Annotated in this window: 18 protein-coding genes and 1 pseudogene; 6 read left to right on the top strand and 13 right to left on the bottom strand. The window is 60.0% G+C overall.

Going from position 1 to position 17612, the window contains the following annotated elements:
- Window positions 1-303 precede the first annotated feature (303 nt).
- Window positions 304-924: a protein-methionine-sulfoxide reductase heme-binding subunit MsrQ gene (gene msrQ / locus E4P82_RS11680; protein ID WP_211203126.1), complete on the top strand. Its 621-nt coding sequence runs from the start codon at window positions 304-306 to the stop codon at window positions 922-924.
- On the opposite strand, the pseudogene parC reads toward msrQ, so the two are convergent.
- The 8 genes and pseudogenes from parC to E4P82_RS11715 form a co-directional block, all read right to left on the bottom strand.
- A pseudogene (gene parC / locus E4P82_RS11685) lies at window positions 891-3123 on the bottom strand (DNA topoisomerase IV subunit A). The gene msrQ and the pseudogene parC sit on opposite strands and share 34 nt — an antisense overlap.
- Window positions 3124-3136: 13 nt before the next feature.
- Window positions 3137-3712, bottom strand: a complete 576-nt coding sequence (locus E4P82_RS11690) for a Uma2 family endonuclease (protein WP_246327541.1) — start codon at window positions 3710-3712, stop codon at window positions 3137-3139.
- 2 nt (window positions 3713-3714) lie between these two features.
- On the bottom strand, window positions 3715-4011 hold the full coding sequence (locus E4P82_RS11695) for a PIN domain-containing protein (protein ID WP_169249053.1): 297 nt from the start codon (window positions 4009-4011) through the stop codon (window positions 3715-3717).
- Between the two features lie 107 nt (window positions 4012-4118).
- Window positions 4119-4364 (bottom strand): hypothetical protein, encoded by a 246-nt coding sequence (locus E4P82_RS11700; RefSeq protein ID WP_169249054.1) that lies wholly within the window; start codon window positions 4362-4364, stop codon window positions 4119-4121.
- A gap of 66 nt (window positions 4365-4430) precedes the next feature.
- The gene (locus E4P82_RS11705; protein ID WP_169249055.1) at window positions 4431-4889 is read right to left on the bottom strand and encodes a hypothetical protein; all 459 of its coding nucleotides are present in this window, start codon (window positions 4887-4889) and stop codon (window positions 4431-4433) included.
- A gap of 28 nt (window positions 4890-4917) precedes the next feature.
- Window positions 4918-5097, bottom strand: a complete 180-nt coding sequence (locus E4P82_RS22135) for a PIN domain-containing protein (protein ID WP_338140967.1) — start codon at window positions 5095-5097, stop codon at window positions 4918-4920.
- Window positions 5024-5275 carry a hypothetical protein gene (locus tag E4P82_RS11710; RefSeq protein ID WP_169249056.1) on the bottom strand — a complete coding sequence of 84 codons (252 nt, stop codon included), beginning with the start codon at window positions 5273-5275 and terminating at the stop codon, window positions 5024-5026. Before E4P82_RS11710 ends, E4P82_RS22135 begins: the two co-directional genes overlap by 74 nt.
- Before the next feature lie 55 nt (window positions 5276-5330).
- Window positions 5331-8510 carry a tetratricopeptide repeat protein gene (locus tag E4P82_RS11715; RefSeq protein ID WP_169249057.1) on the bottom strand — a complete coding sequence of 1060 codons (3180 nt, stop codon included), beginning with the start codon at window positions 8508-8510 and terminating at the stop codon, window positions 5331-5333.
- 149 nt (window positions 8511-8659) lie between these two features.
- Between E4P82_RS11715 and E4P82_RS11720 the strand changes: the two genes are divergently transcribed.
- Window positions 8660-9553, top strand: coding sequence for a carbon-nitrogen hydrolase (locus E4P82_RS11720; protein WP_169249058.1), 894 nt, complete (start codon window positions 8660-8662; stop codon window positions 9551-9553).
- Here E4P82_RS11720 and E4P82_RS11725 read toward each other — a convergent pair.
- The 3 genes from E4P82_RS11725 to crcB all read right to left on the bottom strand — a co-directional run bounded on the left by E4P82_RS11725 (window position 9538) and on the right by crcB (window position 11546).
- A complete protein-coding gene (locus E4P82_RS11725) occupies window positions 9538-10716 on the bottom strand; it encodes an MFS transporter (protein ID WP_211203127.1) in 1179 nt (392 codons plus the stop codon). The two genes, E4P82_RS11720 and E4P82_RS11725, sit on opposite strands and share 16 nt — an antisense overlap.
- A complete protein-coding gene (locus E4P82_RS11730; protein WP_169249059.1) occupies window positions 10713-11081 on the bottom strand; it encodes a DUF190 domain-containing protein in 369 nt (122 codons plus the stop codon). The genes E4P82_RS11725 and E4P82_RS11730 overlap by 4 nt, the downstream gene beginning before the upstream one ends.
- A gap of 75 nt (window positions 11082-11156) precedes the next feature.
- Window positions 11157-11546: a fluoride efflux transporter CrcB gene (gene crcB, locus E4P82_RS11735; protein WP_169249060.1), complete on the bottom strand. Its 390-nt coding sequence runs from the start codon at window positions 11544-11546 to the stop codon at window positions 11157-11159.
- Between the two features lie 539 nt (window positions 11547-12085).
- Between crcB and ansA the strand changes: the two genes are divergently transcribed.
- Together ansA and E4P82_RS11745 are read left to right on the top strand one after the other, a co-directional pair.
- On the top strand, window positions 12086-13135 hold the full coding sequence (gene ansA, locus E4P82_RS11740; protein WP_169249061.1) for an asparaginase: 1050 nt from the start codon (window positions 12086-12088) through the stop codon (window positions 13133-13135).
- Between the two features lie 141 nt (window positions 13136-13276).
- Window positions 13277-13492, top strand: coding sequence for a YgaP family membrane protein (locus E4P82_RS11745; RefSeq protein WP_169249062.1), 216 nt, complete (start codon window positions 13277-13279; stop codon window positions 13490-13492).
- A 73-nt stretch (window positions 13493-13565) separates the two neighbouring features.
- Here the strand turns inward: E4P82_RS11745 and der are convergent, their stop codons facing one another.
- Window positions 13566-14951 (bottom strand): ribosome biogenesis GTPase Der, encoded by a 1386-nt coding sequence (der, locus tag E4P82_RS11750; RefSeq protein ID WP_169249063.1) that lies wholly within the window; start codon window positions 14949-14951, stop codon window positions 13566-13568.
- Between the two features lie 94 nt (window positions 14952-15045).
- Window positions 15046-16086: an ABC transporter permease gene (locus tag E4P82_RS11755; RefSeq protein WP_169249064.1), complete on the bottom strand. Its 1041-nt coding sequence runs from the start codon at window positions 16084-16086 to the stop codon at window positions 15046-15048.
- Between the two features lie 219 nt (window positions 16087-16305).
- Here E4P82_RS11755 and E4P82_RS11760 point away from each other — a divergent pair, with 219 nt between their 5' ends.
- Window positions 16306-16449: a hypothetical protein gene (locus tag E4P82_RS11760; RefSeq protein WP_169249065.1), complete on the top strand. Its 144-nt coding sequence runs from the start codon at window positions 16306-16308 to the stop codon at window positions 16447-16449.
- An 857-nt stretch (window positions 16450-17306) separates the two neighbouring features.
- Window positions 17307-17573, top strand: a complete 267-nt coding sequence (locus tag E4P82_RS22140; protein ID WP_246327549.1) for an AAA family ATPase — start codon at window positions 17307-17309, stop codon at window positions 17571-17573.
- Window positions 17574-17612: the final 39 nt, after the last annotated feature.

Here is a 17612-nt window from a genome sequence, read left to right on the forward strand (position 1 = left end):
GCTCATTGCCCCGGCATTTTTTTTGCAACTGCAAAAAAAATTCTTGACGCACTGCAACAAAATCGCTTAACCTGTAGTCGACATCGTGAGATGTCGTTCTTCTCCACACCTTCCTTTGGTGGTTATTTGCCGGAGCCCGCAAGCTCCGGCTTTTTTTTATGCGCGCGATCCGAACGAGCATAAGACCATCCTCGTCCGGGTCGGGAACTTTCCCGGCAAATGGGTCCCATAGGCAAGCAAGCGGACCACGCAACCGCCAGTCCATCATCCGAGCGCATCCAACCACCTCGAAACCCGTCAACCATGACCACGCGCCCAACCCGCTTCCCGCCTTATGGAAAACCCCTGGTCTTCTGCGTCAGCCTGCTGCCGCTGGTTTGGTTGTGCTGGTTGGCCTGGCAAGATCGATTGGGCGCCAATCCGGTCGAAACGCTGAGCCACCGCACCGGCGACTGGAGCCTGCGCTTCCTGCTGCTGACGCTGGCGGTGACGCCGTTGCGGCGGCTGAGTGGCTGGAACTGGCTGCTGAAGTTCCGGCGGATGCTGGGCCTGTTTGCGTTTTTCTATGTGTGCCTGCATCTTGGCGTGTACCTGATCTTCGACCAATTTTTCGATCCATCGGCCATTCTCGAAGACATCGCCAAGCGCCCTTACATCACGGTCGGCTTCGCCGGCTTCCTGCTGCTAATCCCGTTGGCCGCGACGTCCACCAACGGCATGATCAAACGGCTGGGCCGCAACTGGCAGCGCCTGCACCGGCTGGTCTACCTGATCGGCATGCTGGGCGTGGTGCATTACTGGTGGCTGGTCAAGGCCGACATCAGTGAACCGCTGCTGTATGCCGGATTGCTCACCATGTTGCTGGGGTATCGAGCATGGTGGTGGAACGTTCACTCCCCCACCGCCGCCCGCTCCACTCGCTGAAAACCGCGCGGCAACAGCTTGCCTCGCCGACCCCGCTCGCCAGCATAGCCATCCAGATCGGCCGGTTTGAGCTTGAAATCCCGCTTGCCGGCGGTCAGTATCAAACACCGTTCCGGCGGCACGATGGCCAAGGCCAGCAGCCGTTCCTCGCCCGGCAGATCGAGAATCTTGTTGCCCTTGCCCTTGGGCAAGCGCGGCAGTTCCTTCACCGGGAACACCAACAATCGGCCGCCATCGCCGATGGCCGCCAGCCGGCCGCCATCCAGGTCGGTGACCGGTAACGGCGGCAGGATTTTCGCCTTGTCCGGCACGGTCAGCACCAGCTTGCCAGCCTTGTTGCGGCTGAGCAGATCGTCGAAGGCGCAAATGAAACCGTAACCGGCATCGGTGGCCAGCAGATACAAATCCTCGGGATTACTCAGCAACAGGCTCACGAAGCTGGCTCCATCCGGCGGGCTGAGCTTGCCGGTCAGCGGTTCGCCGTAGCCGCGCGCCGAGGCCAATCCCGCCACCGGCAGGGTGTAGGTTCGCCCGGTGGTATCCAGGAACACCGCCGACTGATTGCTGCGCCCTTGCGCCTGGGTCAGATAACCGTCGCCGGATTTGTAGTTCAGCGCCGTGGCGTCGATCTCACGGCCCTTGGCCGCCCGCACCCAACCCTTTTGCGACAGCACCACCACCATCGGCTCGCTGGGAGTCAAACTGGTTTCATCCAGCGCCTGCGCCGGCCGTCGTTCCACCAGCGGGCAGCGACGCGGATCGGCGTAGCGCTTGGCGTCCTCCTGGATTTCCTTGCGGATCAGTCCTTTCAAACGCTGCTCCGAGCCCAGCAATTGTTGCAACTGCGCCAGTTCCTTCCGGAGTTGATCCTGCTCGCCCCGCAGTTTCATCTCCTCCAACCGGGCCAAATGCCGCAGCTTGGTCTCCAGAATGGCCTCGGCCTGGGCATCGGACAGTTGGAAGCGGGCCATCAGCACCGCTTTGGGCTGCTCTTCGGTGCGCAGAATGCGGATCACCTCGTCCAGGTTGAGATAGGCGATCAGCAGGCCGTCGAGAATATGCAGACGTTGTTCGACCTGATGGCGCCGGTGTTCCAACCGCCGCCGCACCGTGATCAGGCGATATTGCAGCCATTCCTCAAGAATCTGTCTGAGGTTCTTGACCTGCGGCCGGCCGTCCAGACCGATCATGTTGAGATTCGCCCGGTAGCTCTTCTCCAAATCCGTGGTGGCGAATAGGTGGTCCATCAGTAGATCCACATCCACCCGGTTGGAACGCAGCGCCAGCACCAGCCGAGTCGGGTTTTCGTGGTCGGATTCGTCGCGCAGATCCTCGACCATCGGCAACTTCTTTTCCCGCATCTGCGCGGCGATCTGTTCCATGATCCGCGCCCCGGATACCTGATGCGGCAGTGCGGAAATCACCACGTCGCCGTTTTCCCGTTCGAAGCGGGCGCGCAACCGCACCGAGCCATTGCCGGTCTGGTACAGCTTGCGGAGTTCCTCGCGGGGGGGTGACGATCTCGGCGCCACCGGGATAATCCGGCGCGGGCACGAGTTCGCAGAGGGCGTCCAGGTCGCCGTCGGGATGGTCCAGCAGATGGACACAGGCGGCGGCGATTTCACCGAGATTGTGCGGTGGGATGTCGGTGGCCATGCCGACGGCGATGCCGGTAATGCCATTGAGCAAGACGTTCGGCAGGCGAGCGGGCAGCCGCATGGGTTCGTCCAGCGTGCCATCGAAATTGGGTATCCAGTCCACCGTGCCCTGGCCGAGTTCGGACAGCAGCACCTGCGCGAACGGCGCCAGTCGGGCTTCGGTGTAGCGCATGGCGGCGAACGACTTGGGATCGTCCGGCGAACCCCAGTTGCCCTGCCCGTCCACCAGTGGATAACGGTAGGAGAAGGGTTGGGCCATCAGCACCATGGCTTCATAGCAGGCCGAGTCGCCGTGCGGGTGGTATTTGCCGAGCACGTCGCCGACGGTACGAGCGGATTTCTTGTGCTTGGAATTGGCCGACAGCCCGAGTTCGGACATGGCGTAGATGATACGGCGCTGCACCGGTTTCAAACCGTCCCCGATGTGAGGCAAGGCCCGGTCGAGAATGACGTACATGGAATAATCCAGGTACGCTTTTTCGGTGAAGGTTTTTAGCGATACGCGTTCGGTACTATCGGCGGCAAAGGTCGATTCGGTCATTCAGAAATTTCGCTCAGGGATTGGGAAACAGTTTGGCCAAGTCGATGACGGCATCAGGGCAGAGAATCGGCGCGATCTGGCCGGCGCGGCGGCAATCTCGTTGCCGGTAGACGCCATTGATCGGCTCACGTTGGATTTCCAGTTGTCGATTCTGGATATCCAGTAACCAAACTTCGGGGATACCGTTTTTTGCGTACAGAGGAATTTTGACATCGCGATCATAGCGGAGCGTGCTGTCGGATATTTCGATGATGAGTAAGACATCTTCGGCATGAGGATGCGCGGTTCTGTAATAATCATTCCGCCAACGTAGCAAGGCAATATCAGGCTGAGGCTCTTCATAGCCGCCAAGTATGACTGGATTTTGTCCAGTCACGATTGCCTTGCCATGCAGATGATAAGCAAGAAGACTCAGCAAGTGATTATTGTGCCCTGCATGTTCGCTGCCAATCGGTGCCATTTCGATAATCTCTCCATCGATCAATTCCACCCGCGAATCTTCATGCAATAAGCCAACTTCCGCCATGCGATGGTATTCGGCAACGGTCCAGCGGTGGCGCGGCCTTAAAGCCAATGCTTCTGTCATCATCGCTATGATTCCTTTGAATACCAGGGGACCAATTCAAAAACCTGTCCATTCTTTAAGCGATAGATTCGGAAATCTCCTTCATCGACGGTTAGAATTTGCTTCTCCCCAGTCTGATTCGCCAGCCAGACTAATGCCGCATCGGCAAAATCAATATCTTGGTCGGCGTATTTCTGGATATAGGTGGCAATATCCAAGTAGCTGCTTACAGGAATGTCCTCTACCGTCAAACCGCCATGCGCGATCCAATCTAACAATGCCACTTTACCTGCGGCATCCAGAAAAAAAACACGTTTCCACAACCACCGGACTTACCGTTTGCAACGGTAGGCGATTACGTTGGAGATAAGTGATGGCGGCAGGATGCAAGCTATCGGCACGAATGTATAGCGCAACCAGAAATCCGGTATCAACGATCAATCGGCGCACGAAACTGCTCTCGTAACAGGCGCTTGCTATTTCTAGCAATGTCGCCACCGTGCGTTTTGTCCGCACCGAATCCAGTCGCGCCGAGTTCGTAGGGTGTCGGCGAACCGTCGCTTAAGAGCGAATCAATGGCGCGTTTGATCGCTTCGCCTTGGGAAATTCCTTGCGCAGCGCAGTAGGCGATTAACCGGTCTTCCAAAATTTTCGGCAGATCAATGGAAAGGTTCACCGTTCTTTTCCTCGTCAGGATAAGGTCATTGTCCCGTTCTCGTCAGTCCTTAATGTACAATACCGGCTATTTGCTTGGCATGTGACTCAACAGCTTTTGCACCAGCGGCATGAGCAGGGCTTTATCGGTCGGTTCTTTGACGATCTCGATACTCCAGCGACCGTCTTTGTCGTACTCGAATTTGACGTACAGTTGCAACACCAGCAGCACGGCGGTGATCACGGCGGCGTTTTTGACGGGGCCGAATTGGGCGGGTGCTGGCCCGTCAATCAAGGCGGTGAGGATTGATTGCCGTTGCGGATCGTCGGCGAGCAGCAACAAGGCGGCGCGGGCTAGATCGCCATCGCCGGCCGGAACGGCGGCAGCTTCCGGGCCGGTTGCGAATTCCCGCAAGGCTTGCCGCAGTTCCGGGGTGAGCGCGGTTTCGGCCGGATTCGCTTGGGCGTGGGCAAAGGTTGCCAGCACCCGGCGGGCAATGGCGTCGTCCAAGGATTGAATGGGTTCTTGCAGGGAATGCTGAGGCATGGTGGTTCTCTCTGTACCTACCTGATCTTTACTCCCAGTCCTCGACCTGTAAGCCATCTACTCGGAAAAACTCGCGTATGTTATGGGTTACAAGGACAAGCTGGTGCGTCAGGGCAATGGAAGCAATCATCAAATCATTGGGATCGATCCCGTTGTTCGTATTCGCCTTGCTCAGGGCGCTCCAACGGTTCGTCCTTAAAACTACCAAAGGTTTGCTCGAAGAAACCTGGTAGCCAGCCAAGATCTTCCGGTTTGGTTGCGGGTTTGGTTATTACAGGTTGCATGATGACGATCACTTCAAGGTCCGTATCAGTTAATCCCGTGGGAATATTCAACCGCAGTCGTCCATCCGGGCCGACATGGGTTTTCAAGGCAATACTATTCATCTAGATTCTCCTGAGTTTACTTGATCATTTTAATAGCTTCCGCCTTCTCTTTAATTCATTCTTTCCTTGCGGCGGCGGTCGAATCTTGGCCCATTGAGAACAGCGGCTCCAACCCGGCCTCTCCCCATATTTGCCGCAGTTGTGTCTGATCACCGGGCGAGGCATGGCAATAGATGTCAAGAAACTGCTCAATCCCTTTCCTAGCGTAATGCAATGAATCTTGGTGACGTTCGAAGATAACAATAGCTTGAATTGTCCAACGCCCGGCTTCCACAAAATGTTCTTGTGATTGCGCAAGCAAACCCAATTGGCCATAGGTACTCGCCGCCCAGTACTTGTCTCTGTGCTTTTCCTTGATCGCCAGCGACTTGAGATACCATTGCTCCGCTGCCGTGAAGTCCCGCCGCTCCTGGGCAATTATCCCCAACTGGTGATAGGTGAACGCTGCCTCGTGCTCGTTGCCGTGCTTTTCCTTGATCGTCAGTGACTTTCCATACCACTGTTCCGCCGCCGGGAAGTCCCGCCGCTCCTCGGCAATCCTTCCCAACTGGTAATGGACGCTCGCCACGCCGTGCTCGTTGCCGTGCTTTTCCGAAATCGCCAGTGACTGGTGATACCACTGCTCCGCCGCCGGGAAGTCCCGGCGCTCCAGGGCAATCCTCCCCAACTGGTGATAGGCACGGGCTTCACCTTCTGGATTGTTGCGTTGCTTGCAATGCTCCGCCAGCGCCGCAAATCGCTGCTTCGCGCTGGCGAAATCTCGCTGGTTTTGAGCATGAAAGGCTAAAGATTGCGTCAGCGCGGCAAAATCCGCATCCATCCCTAGCGCCTCGGCCTCGGCCAGGGCGGTGAGGAAATTGACGCCGTGCCAATAAAAGGGTCCTCGCTGCTCGTGCAATCCCTTTGACGCCAAGTGATCGGCCAGCGACCCCATAACATTCACGAACGCCCGCCGCCACGCCTCCCGCTGGCCGTCGTCCAGCCCCACGACCGACCGGGCGCGCAGAAAGCCGGTCAAGGCGGGGTGCATTTCGTGGATGCCCTGCCCCAGCGGGCGCAGCAGCCCGCTCACCGCCAACATCGCCAGCAAGCGTTCGATGTCCGCCCGGCTGAAACGGGGATCGGCTTGTTGCGCCATCGCTTCCAGATAATCCGCGTCCACAAACCGTTCGTGCAACCCCAACGGCAGCAACAACGGTTGTAACTCCACCGGCAGAGCTTCCTCGACGAACTCCAAGGCGGCGAACAGCCGGGTTTGCGAATCGTCGCCCGATTCCAGCGGAATCCGACCCCTGAACCGTTCCGCCAGCGCCTTGGCGCTCACCTCCCGCAAGCGGGGCAACAGCGCCCGCATCGCCAAGGGATGGCCGCCCAGCACATCCATCAGGTTCTTCAAGCCAGCGTCTTTCTGATCGGCCTCCAATCCCAAATCGTGCAGAATGGTGGCGCAATATTCCCAGCGCTCCTCACCCCGCAAACCGCCGAGACCGAGCAGAAAACAGCGGTCGGGACCCAACCATGTTTCCGGGCCGCGGCTGGTGATGATGACCTTGCTCGCGCCGCCGCGCAGTGCGCCCAAAAAATCCCGCAACTGCCGCCGATCCGCTTCCGGCAACCGGGCTTCCAGCGTCGTGCCGGGAATACCCGTCGCCGACTCGAAATTATCCCAAACCAGGATGAAGCGCCGTTTTCGGAATACTTCGACCAACGCTGCTTGCTTCTGCTCGCAATTCGCCGCCATCGCGTCGGTCCCGAACAAGGCGGCGACTAACTGGTTGAACACGTACTCGCTGCTGTGGATGTCGTTGAAGGTGCGCCAGAAACAGCCCTCGCCCAAGCCTTCGGTCGCCGCCAGCCAATCCACCAGACCACGGGCCAGCGTGGTTTTGCCGACCCCGGCCAAGCCGTGAATCAGAATCCCCGCCGGCGGCCGGCGCAACGCCCGCTCCAGTTTCAACAAAGCCGCATCGCGCCCGATGAAACCGTAGGGATTCTCGCTGTCCCGCGCTTCCGGCGGCAATTCCGGCTTCTCGATCACCGCCCGGTTGCCGGCGCGCGCAAAACTCAAATCCGGCGGGTCTTGCTGATACACCACCGGCACCAGCCAATCCTGCAACGGGAATCGCCCCCGCGCGCAGACCCGCCCATCCTTCGCCAGCATTGCCTGCCGCCCGGCCCGCATCCCTTCCGCCATGTTGCCGGTCTCGAACAATCGCCGGTAAAACGCCGGCAAAAACTCCTCCGCACCACTCACGTACAGGGAATAGGCCATCGCCGCCACGCTGCGAACCCCCGCCCGCAGCAAACTGGCCGCCACCGAGGCGAACGCATCCTCGGCGCGATCGTCCACCATCGCCGACTGACAGGCGTTCAGCACCATCACTGGAATGCGATATTCGCGCAACAGCGCGCCCAGTCGGTCGGCGGGCACCAAATCGGGCTTGCCGTGCTCGTTCTCAAACACCAACAACCCCTGCGGCCCCCTGAACAGATGCGGCGCTCCATCACCGCTCACCGACCCCACGCCATAACCGCCGTGTCCGTCGAAATGGACGATGTGGTAATACGCGGGCCGCTCGCGCAAATGCTCGCGCAAACGTTCGAAGGTCGGCGGCCGCAAAATCGTCACCCGCGCCGGCAATTCCCGCTGTTCGATCCACTCCACCACCGGCCGCGACAGGGAGCGGAACCGCACGTCATCCTCGTAAGGCCGCGCGGTCACGAACAGGATGTTGATACGGTCGCGCGGCAAGCCTTCCGGCAAGGGCAGCGGATCGTGACCGCGATCCAACCGGCGCTCGATCCGGCAATGATGAGCCAGCGCGCCTGGATGTTGCGGATCGGCCAGCGCCTCCCACGGCCACGCCAGCACGCCGGGATGGTCGCTGGCGATGCGTAAATCGAGATTTTCCAGCCCATCGCGATAGGCATCGTGGTAGAAATCTCGGCCCGACCCCGCGCCGAACAGTGCGGTAAACGCCTGCTCGCCCCAGCCGCGCAACGCGTCTTGCACATGCTCGGCTCGGTCGGTGACCGGTGGAAAGGGGTACCAGAGAAATTCCTCCAAATACCAGCGCAATTCGGCGCTCAAGTTGCTGTTCGGCAAATCCTTGACGGGCGTGGCGGCGGGGGAAACGATGGCGGCGGGAGTGGTGGTTTTGCCGTCTTTCAACCGCATAACCTGAAATTGCGGCGGGTCGCTGGCTTCGACATGGCGAATGATGAGGGCGGGCATGTTTGCGGTTCCTAGCTTCGTACAGCGGTCCTTAAGGAGTGATTCACATGATATGCATGAAATTATAGTTTCGACGGGATGCCTGACTCCAACACACTGGCGATACATTCCGCTAATCTGCTCTTCAACTCCGTTTCAAGGCGCAACCCATGCCCCCGAAAACCCTGACTGTCGGTCTGGTGCAACAAGCCTGTGGCGACGATCGCGCCGCCAATCTAGCCGCCAGCATCGCTGGCATCCGCGACCTCGCCAGCCACGGCGCACAACTAATTTTGCTGCAAGAGCTGCATGCCGGCCCGTATTTCTGCCAGACCGAAAACCCCGAGCTGTTCGACTTGGCCGAATCGATCCCCGGCCCCACCACCGAGGAACTGGGCGCGGTCGCTCGGGAACTGGGTGTGGTGCTGGTCGCCTCGTTGTTCGAACGCCGCGCGCCGGGGCTGTACCACAACACCGCCGTGGTGCTGGAACGCGACGGCGGCATCGCCGGCCGGTATCGCAAGATGCACATCCCCGACGATCCCGGCTATTACGAGAAATTCTACTTCGCGCCCGGCGATCTTGGTTTCACGCCCATCGATACCTCGGTGGGTCGGCTCGGCGTGCTGGTGTGCTGGGATCAGTGGTACCCGGAAGCGGCGCGCTTGATGGCGCTGGCCGGCGCGGAACTGCTGCTGTATCCGACCGCCATCGGTTGGAATCCGGCCGACGACGACGAGGAACGCCAGCGTCAATGGGACGCCTGGGCGACGGTGCAGCGGGCGCACGCCATCGCCAACGGCTTGCCGGTCGTGGTCTGCAATCGGATCGGCTTCGAAGCCGATCCCTCCGGCCAGACCGCCGGCATCCAGTTCTGGGGCACCAGCTTCGTCGTCGGCCCACAAGGCGAATGGCTCGCCTCCGCCCCCACCGACGAGCCGGCCACCCTGGCGGTGGAACTGGACCTGGGCCGTTCCGAGCAAGTGCGACGGCTCTGGCCCTACCTGCGTGACCGGCGGATCGATGCCTACGGCGGGCTACCGCAACGCTACCTGGACCGCTGAGGCTCCCCCGCGAACACCCATCCCCGCAACAGCAGCGACGCCGCCAACGCGCATCCGGCCCCGAAGCCGAAAGCCACCGTCGCGCCGGCCTGCTGCCACAGCCAACCGAACAGGATCGACGCCGGCAACAGCATGATTCCGGCGATCATGTTGAACCAGCCGTAGGCGGTGCCGAGCATCTCGCGCGGCGCCAGATCGGCGACCAGCGCTTTCTCCGCGCCCTCGGTGGCGGCCATGAACAGGCCGTATAACCCGAACAGCGGCCACAGCAGCGCCGGGTGGCCGTTGAAACCGAGCAGCAGGTAAAATCCGGCGTAGATTAGCCAGCCCCCGACGATCAGGCGGGGCGCCCCCAGCCGGTCGGACAGCGCCGACAGCGGCGTCGAAAATACAGCCGCAGTCAGCGCCACCAGTGCCCACAGCAGCGGCACCTGATACTCGGGGAAGCCTAATTCACGGGCACGCAGCAGCAGGAACATGTTCGATGAATTGCCGAGCGTGAACAGTCCGAGCACCACCAGATAGCGTCGGAACGGCCCCGGCAAACCGCGCAGGGTCCAACTGAAGGGGACCACCACCGGCGCCGTCTCCCGCGCCGGCTCGCGCACGGCCAACGCCAGCGCCACCGCCGCCGCGCCGCCCAGCGTGGCCCACAGAAACACCTCGCGCAACGGCACTTGTGCGGCCAGCAGGCCCGCCGCCAGCAACGGCCCGATCACGGCGCCGAGATTATCCATCGTCCGGTGCAGGCCGAACGCCAATCCGCGTTGCCGTTCATCGATGCTCAACGCCAGCAACGCGTCGCGCGGCGAGGTCCGCAAGCCCTTGCCGACCCGGTCGGCGAAGCGCAGCGTCAGCACCGACGGCCAGGAGCTGGCGAAGGCGAGCAGCGGCCGGGCCAACGCCGCCAAGCCGTATCCGCCCACCACCCACGGCTTGGCGGAACGGGTCCGGTCGGCGAGGACGCCGGCAAACAGCTTGAGCAGACTACCGGTCGCCTCGGCGATGCCTTCGATCAGGCCCAGCGCCCGAGGTCCCGCCAGCAGCACCGAAGCTAGATAGAGCGGCACCAGCGGATACACCAGTTCGCTGGCCGCGTCGTTGCAAAAGCTAACCAACCCCAACAACCAGACGGCGCGAGGCAAATCGAACAACGACTTCAAGTGGATTTCTGCCCTGGCGCAGCTTCCGGCTCATTCACGTCATCCGAATCGGGCAGGGTCACACCGCAGTGGGCCGGAATATGGGCGTAGAATGCTCGGATCTTCTCTTCCCGCAACAGATCGAGCAGGCGTCGTGCCTCAGCGTCGGTGACGATGAACTCGACTTCCACCGTGAGCGTCCCGGCCAGCTCAAAGAAATGATCTTCATGCAAGTGATGGTGATGGCCGAAACCGGCCATCGCCCGGAAGGCCGAACCGCCACGGAACCCCATCCGGTTGGCCTGCTCCAGCAGCCATTCCCATAATAACTTGCCGCGATGCCGCTGGTTCTCGCGCAGGTAGAATCTGAGAAACGAACCTTCCATCGCCGATCCTCCCGTCAGTGGTCTGTTTGTGAACCGCGACCCGGTCGCGGGTCCAAGCGTCGAATCGTCAGTTGCTCACGATCCAGGCAGAAATCTTCGAACCGTCAGGATGCCGAGCGCGGTCATCGCCAGCGACCCGAACAGATGCACACCCGCCGTCGTCATCGCCCAGCCGAACTGGCCGCGAGCGATCAAGGTGACCACTTCGGCCGAAAAGGTGGAAAACGTGGTCAATGCGCCCATGAAGCCGGTGATCACCAACAACCGGACTTCTGGGGGCAGGCTGGTGTTGATCGAAAAATACGCCACCGCCACCCCGATCAGATAGCCGCCGAGCAGATTCGCGGCCAGCGTGCCGAGCGGCAGGGTCGGAAAAACGGGATTGAGAACGATGCCCAGCCACCAGCGCAAGCAGGCGCCGAACCCCGCGCCGCCAAATACGGCGAGAAATGCGTAAGCATTCATTCCTGATAAACCTTATCGTGCATAACTATCTCGGAGCTGCGTACCACGCCCACGTCAGGGACAGGCCCCGTCCGCGCTGCTCGAAGAGCTCGGAGCATCCCCCGCAACTTAGGCATCATGTCGCGCCAAACAAACTCTATAAGCTTTGCGACGCCATGTTTCCCCAATTATCATGGGGTAGGGTACTCCTATGATTCTTGAGTTCACCTTCACATCGCTCGCGCTTCGTATAGTCCCGTTATTTTGCCCGGATGTTCCGAACACTCGGCCAAGTTTTCAAGCACCAGGCCGGTCATCTCAGCGCCTCCCGGTGCTTGCGTTGAGCGCGGCCGGGCGGGTTGGCGCGGCAATATCGCCGGATTGGCCGTAGCCATCACCCCCAGAATCGGGGGGCCGAACCGATGGCACGGTCTGGTCAATGCATTCACGACTGGATCGCAGTCGCCGTACTCCTCTCTCCTTCGGAAGGCGGGAGAGGTTTTTGCGCGGTTTCCCTATTCCCGCAAAACGCCACATGAATATCCTTTGGAGCGAGTCTCATGCAAAAGCGCATTTTCATCGCTTACACGGGTGGCACCATCGGCATGCGCCGCACGCCCCAAGGCTATGTTCCCGAATCCGGCCTGGATCGACTGCTGGCGCACATGATCCCGCCCGATCTGGCCGAAGACATGCCGGATTACGTGCTGCACGAATGCAGCCATCTGATCGACAGCGCCAACCTCCACCCCCGCGACTGGTATCGGATCGCCGACCTTATCGCCAGCCACTACCATGACTACGATGGTTTCGTCGTACTGCACGGCACCGACACCATGGCCTACACCGCATCGGGGCTATCCTTCGCCCTGCCGGGCCTGACCAAGCCGGTCATCGTCACCGGCTCGCAGATCCCGCTGCGAGAAATGCGCAATGACGCCCGCAACAACCTGTTGACGGCCCTGCTGCTGGCCGCCAAGGACCCGATTCCCGAAGTTTGTCTGTACTTCAACGGCCGGCTGATGCGCGGCAACCGCGCCACCAAACTCAAGGGTGAGGCACTGGATGCCTTCGATTCGCCGAATTACCCGCTGCTGGCGAAAGTCGGTATCAATATCGAGATCAACCGCCCCGCTATTCTGGATCGAACCGGTACCGAGGTGTTTCAGATCCTTCAACCCGCCGATGGACAGGTCGCGGTGCTGAAAGTATTCCCCGGACTCTCGGCCAAGCTGCTCGCCAAGGTGCTCGAACCACCCTTGCGGGGCTTGATCCTCGAATCCTACGGCATCGGCGCCGTACCGATCGAATCTCCAGGTTTTCTGGCGACCCTGGCGGCGGCGACCGAGCGCGGCGTCACGATCGTGGCCATCTCCCAATGCATCGAAAGTCGGGTCGATTTGCGCAAATACGCCGTGGGCACGGCCTTGGCCCGGACAGGCGTACTCGGTGGTTTCGATCTGACGACCGAAGCCGCCTATGCCAAACTCAACCATCTGCTATCGCTGAACATCCCGACAGAAGAGGTGGGCAGAAACATGCAACGGAGTTGGTGCGGGGAATTTTCGGTACCGGACGAACCGTTCGGCCGGGCCAGAAGTCTTTACTGAACCCGCCGCGACCCAAGCCGGCCGTGCCGGGTCAAATCGGTCTCATGCGCCTGAAATTCCTTGAATTGACAATTCGCAAGTAGTCTCGACGATCCATCGTTACAATTCTTAAGCATCCCCCTACCTTGGAGTCATGAAACCATGAACATCGTCAAGAATATCGGTTCTGCCGACAAGATCGCCCGTCTCGTGGTCGGCGCCCTGCTGATCGTGCTCGCCTTGACCAAAACGATCGGTTTATGGGGCTGGATCGGGGTGGTGCCGATCGTCACCGCGCTGATGAACTGGTGCCCGGCCTATACCCTGCTCGGCATCAAGACCTGCTCAACCGACAACTCGCCAACACCCTCGAACTAAGCCACGAGACTGTTTCGCGGCGGACACCGGCCGCTTGGCGCGGCCGGTTCGACGCTGGTTCCCCCGCCACGCTTCACCGGCCCGCTTTCCGGTGTCCGCCCGCCTTGGATCGGCCGCGCCCCGTTGAGGCAGGTTTATAGGGATTGTCACCGCCCCGAAACTCGATTCGAATCGGCGTGCCCCACAAATCCAATCGCTTGCGGTAGACGTTGGTGAGATAGCGCCGGTAGGCTTCCGGCACATGTTCGATCCGGTTGCCGTGAATGACGATCATCGGCGGGTTCTGCCCGCCCTGATGGGCGTAGCGCAGCTTGATGCTGTGCCCATGCACCAGCGGCGGCTGATGGGCAGCCAGCGCTTCCTCCAGAATCCGGGTCAACTCCGGGGTGGCCAGCTTACGAGTAGCGGCGGCGTAAGCCTCCCGCACCGACACCATCAGTTCGCCGACGCCGGTGCCGTGCAGGGCGGAAATAAAATGGATCTTGGCGAAATCGAGGAAGTTGAGCCGCCAGTCGAGGTCGCGCTTCACCTGGGTGCGGATCTCGGGATCAAGCCGATCCCATTTATTGACCGCCAGCACCAGCGCCCGGCCGCTATCCAGCACCAGACCCAGCAGGCTGGCGTCCTGATCGCTGATGCCTTGGCGTGCATCCAGCACCAGTACCACCACATGGGATTGTTCGATCGCTTGCAGAGCCTTGATGACGCTGAATTTCTCCACTGCCTCGCTGACCCGCGAGCGGCGGCGCACCCCGGCGGTATCCATCAGAACGTAGCGCTGACCGTCGCGTTCGAACGGCGCGGCCACGCTGTCGCGAGTGGTGCCGGGCAAGTCACAGGCCAGCATCCGTTCCTCGCCCAACAGACGGTTGACCAAGGTGGATTTGCCGACGTTGGGCCGGCCGACCACCGCCAGCTTGATGGTCGGTTCCTCCGGTTCCGCCGCCGCTTCGTCCGTCTCGTCAGGGGTCGGCAATACGGCCAGCACCTCTTCCATCAAGTCTTCGACGCCCTGATTGTGGGCGGCAGCGACGACGTGCAGCTCATCCAGGCCGAGGACGTGAAACTCGGCGCTGAGCAGGTCGGGGTCACGATGCTCGCCCTTGTTGATCACCAGATGCAGCGGCTTGCCGGCGCGGCGCAATTGGTCGGCGATTTCCTCGTCGGCGGCGGTCAGCCCGGCGCGGCCATCCACCAGCAGCAGCACCAAATCGGCCTCTTCGATAGCCCGCCAGACCTGACGCGCCACTAGACCATCCATCCCTTCGTCGTCGCCGGTCAAGCCGCCGGTATCGACCAGCACACAGGGTCGCGGACCGCGCTGACTGATGCCGTACTGGCGGTCACGGGTCAGCCCCGGCATGTCGGCCACCAAGGCGTTACGCGTGCGGGTCAGGGAGTTGAACAGAGTGGATTTGCCGACGTTGGGCCGGCCGACCAGGGCGATGACGGGGAGCATGGAAGGCACTTCGGAGGTGGCGGAATCAGGAAGATTGCGCCGGATTATGCCTGAAAGTGCGTCCTCGGCCGTAACTGTTCGGGCGCGGGCCGGTTCAAACCGCCGTCTTGCGGGGATCGAAGGCGTCTCGGACCGCCTCGCCGACGAACACCAGCAGGCTCAGCAGCAGCGCCAGCACCACGAAGCCGGACACCCCCAGCCACGGCGCTTGCAGGTTGTCCTTGCCTTGGCGCAGCAGGTCGCCCAGCGAGGCCGAGCCCGGCGGCAGGCCCAAGCCGAGGAAGTCCAGCGCGGTGAGGGCGACGATGGAACCGGACAGGATGAACGGCATGAAGGTCAGGGTCGCCACCATGGCGTTCGGCAGTACGTGCTTGAACATGATGCGACCGTCACTCATGCCCAGGGCGCGGGCGGCGCGGACGTAGTCGAAGTTGCGGGCGCGTAGGAACTCAGCCCGCACCACGCCGACCAGCGAGGTCCAACCGAACAGCATCAGGATCAACAACAAGGTCCAAAAACCCGGCACCACCACGCTGGATACGATGATCAGGATGAACAGTTGCGGTAGCCCACCCCAGATTTCCAGAAAGCGCTGAAACAACAGATCCACGCGCCCACCGAAGTAGCCTTGCACCGCGCCGGCCGCCACGCCGACGATCGAAGAAGTCAAGGTGAGCAGCAGCCCGAACAACACCGATATTCGCAGACCGTAGATCAACCGGGCCAGCACGTCGCGGCCCTGGTCGTCGGTGCCCAGCCAGTTTTCGGCGGACGGCGGGGCTGGGGCCGGCACCGGCAGGTTGTAGTTGACGGTGTCATAGCTAAAGCGGATCGGTGGCCAGAGCATCCAGCCATTTTCGTCGATCAGCTTGGCCAGATAAGGATCGCGGTAGTCGGCGGTGCTGGGAAACACGCCGCCGAAATCGGTTTCGGCGTAGTCCTTGAACACGGGGACATAGAACGCACCGTGATGGTAAATCAGCAGCGGGCGGTCGTTGGCGATGAATTCCGCGCTCAGGCTCAGGCCGAACAGCAGCAGGAACAGCCACAACGACCACCAGCCACGGCGGTTGGCCCGGAATTGTGTCAGCCGGCGGCGGGTCAGGGGGGTGAGGTGAAACCGGGATTGTTTCATGCGGCGGCAATCTTAACGGTGGGACCGGGGACGGTCCAGAGGATTGGCAACACTCAAGGTAGGCGACTTGGGAAACTCATCGACGTGACGCTATACTTGTGACATGAGTCCAGGTAGTGACGAGGCCACTGGCGATAATACGACCACCACCCAGGCAGAATATTCCGCCTTGTCAACCGCATCTCGTAGCAGTGGCTAACTTCTGGAGAGATAATGATCATGGCGACTGAAAAACAACGCGCGGAGATTGATAACCATACCATGAAGTTTATTGTCGGAATTATTGCAATATCGCTTGCATATCTGACAGAAAAAATTCGCAGCAAAACCGCTTGCTTCCATCAGCGCATCGTATTGGGATGAAGGTCTATGGTCAGGTAATATTTTCGTAGGCTTTCTATTTGCAATCAGTGCGTTTCTTCTTTCATACAATGGCAATGACAAATGGGAAAAGTGGATGAGTAAAGTGGCGGCACTAGCTGCTATCTGTGTAGCCATGTTCCCATGTGGTTGCGATAGCCATCCTCAAATCATACCGATGGTTCACTATATTGCAGCGGCTGTGATGTTTAGCATTCTTGCTGTTTTTCTGCTATTTCTTCTTTCTCAGGGCATGGAAAAAAAACTTGGGCTCAGGCACGTACGAGGGCAGTTCTATACGGGGCTTGTGGAATAGCGATTATATTAGCAATGATGAGTATGGTGGTTGATCATCTGATGGATGATGCATTAAGTAACAGTTTTCCCCAGTTTACTTTCTATGCAGAAGCTACGGGATTAGTTGCATTTGGCATCGCGTGGCTGACAGCCAGCCGGATTCTTCCATATCTAACACGTAGCGATGAGAAGTTATCGCTATTGTAAGTCCAAAACAATACCTAAAGGCATCCAAGAAGCACATAACGATGGACTCCAATGGACGTTCCGCTGCGCGCCCGCACTACTACGGGGCGGCGGATTTCAATCTGCTGGTTGTTTGGCGCTCCGCGCCGCACAACCACGCGGAAAAAGCCGACATCGGCCGTCAAATTTTCGGGTTTTCCGCCCTCGCGGCTTATCCGCTGCCCCGTTATTCGCCCCAATAAATAGAGTCACAATGCCAACTCACCCCGACTCAATTGGATACATAAGGGACCTCGGTCATTCTGAAGGTATACCTTGGCTTGAGATGATCTGCGATCTCGCTGCTTCTGGAACAACAATTCTGAACCCCGTTGAGCTTGAAACCCTCGTTCAACTTTTTTATTAAGCGCGCAAGCTACCTTCGACAACCAGCGCCACCTGTATCAACACTACCTGCCGGGACCGTCTCTACAACCATTGAACGGCTTGAGGCAATCGGGCCGTTTAACGGCTTTAAGCGCCTTAGTAACTCCCTAACAGCTTTATTCCCCAAGCAGGTAACTATTATTTTTGGAGCAAACGGAAGTGGAAAATCTAGTCTATGTGAAGCATTACAAATACTTGCTTCAAATGACGCCCCCTAGGCGTCCGCTTCAAGACGTTCTTGCGACAACTACAGTAAC

The sequence above is a fragment of the Candidatus Competibacter phosphatis genome (assembly GCF_012939995.1).
In the GTDB taxonomy this organism is placed as follows: Bacteria; Pseudomonadota; Gammaproteobacteria; order Competibacterales; family Competibacteraceae; genus Competibacter; species Competibacter phosphatis.

Excerpts from the sequence above, each read along its gene's own strand:
- msrQ (WP_211203126.1), top strand. The coding sequence starts at position 304 with ATGACCACGCGCCCAACCCGCTTCCCGCCTTATGGAAAACCCCTGGTC.
- E4P82_RS11690 (WP_246327541.1), bottom strand. The coding sequence starts at position 3,712 with ATGATGACAGAAGCATTGGCTTTAAGGCCGCGCCACCGCTGGACCGTT.
- E4P82_RS11705 (WP_169249055.1), bottom strand. The coding sequence starts at position 4,889 with ATGCCTCAGCATTCCCTGCAAGAACCCATTCAATCCTTGGACGACGCC.
- E4P82_RS11710 (WP_169249056.1), bottom strand. The coding sequence starts at position 5,275 with ATGAATAGTATTGCCTTGAAAACCCATGTCGGCCCGGATGGACGACTG.
- E4P82_RS11715 (WP_169249057.1), bottom strand. The coding sequence starts at position 8,510 with ATGCCCGCCCTCATCATTCGCCATGTCGAAGCCAGCGACCCGCCGCAA.
- E4P82_RS11720 (WP_169249058.1), top strand. The coding sequence starts at position 8,660 with ATGCCCCCGAAAACCCTGACTGTCGGTCTGGTGCAACAAGCCTGTGGC.
- E4P82_RS11730 (WP_169249059.1), bottom strand. The coding sequence starts at position 11,081 with ATGGAAGGTTCGTTTCTCAGATTCTACCTGCGCGAGAACCAGCGGCAT.
- crcB (WP_169249060.1), bottom strand. The coding sequence starts at position 11,546 with ATGAATGCTTACGCATTTCTCGCCGTATTTGGCGGCGCGGGGTTCGGC.
- ansA (WP_169249061.1), top strand. The coding sequence starts at position 12,086 with ATGCAAAAGCGCATTTTCATCGCTTACACGGGTGGCACCATCGGCATG.
- E4P82_RS11745 (WP_169249062.1), top strand. The coding sequence starts at position 13,277 with ATGAACATCGTCAAGAATATCGGTTCTGCCGACAAGATCGCCCGTCTC.
- der (WP_169249063.1), bottom strand. The coding sequence starts at position 14,951 with ATGCTCCCCGTCATCGCCCTGGTCGGCCGGCCCAACGTCGGCAAATCC.
- E4P82_RS11755 (WP_169249064.1), bottom strand. The coding sequence starts at position 16,086 with ATGAAACAATCCCGGTTTCACCTCACCCCCCTGACCCGCCGCCGGCTG.
- E4P82_RS11760 (WP_169249065.1), top strand. The coding sequence starts at position 16,306 with ATGGCGACTGAAAAACAACGCGCGGAGATTGATAACCATACCATGAAG.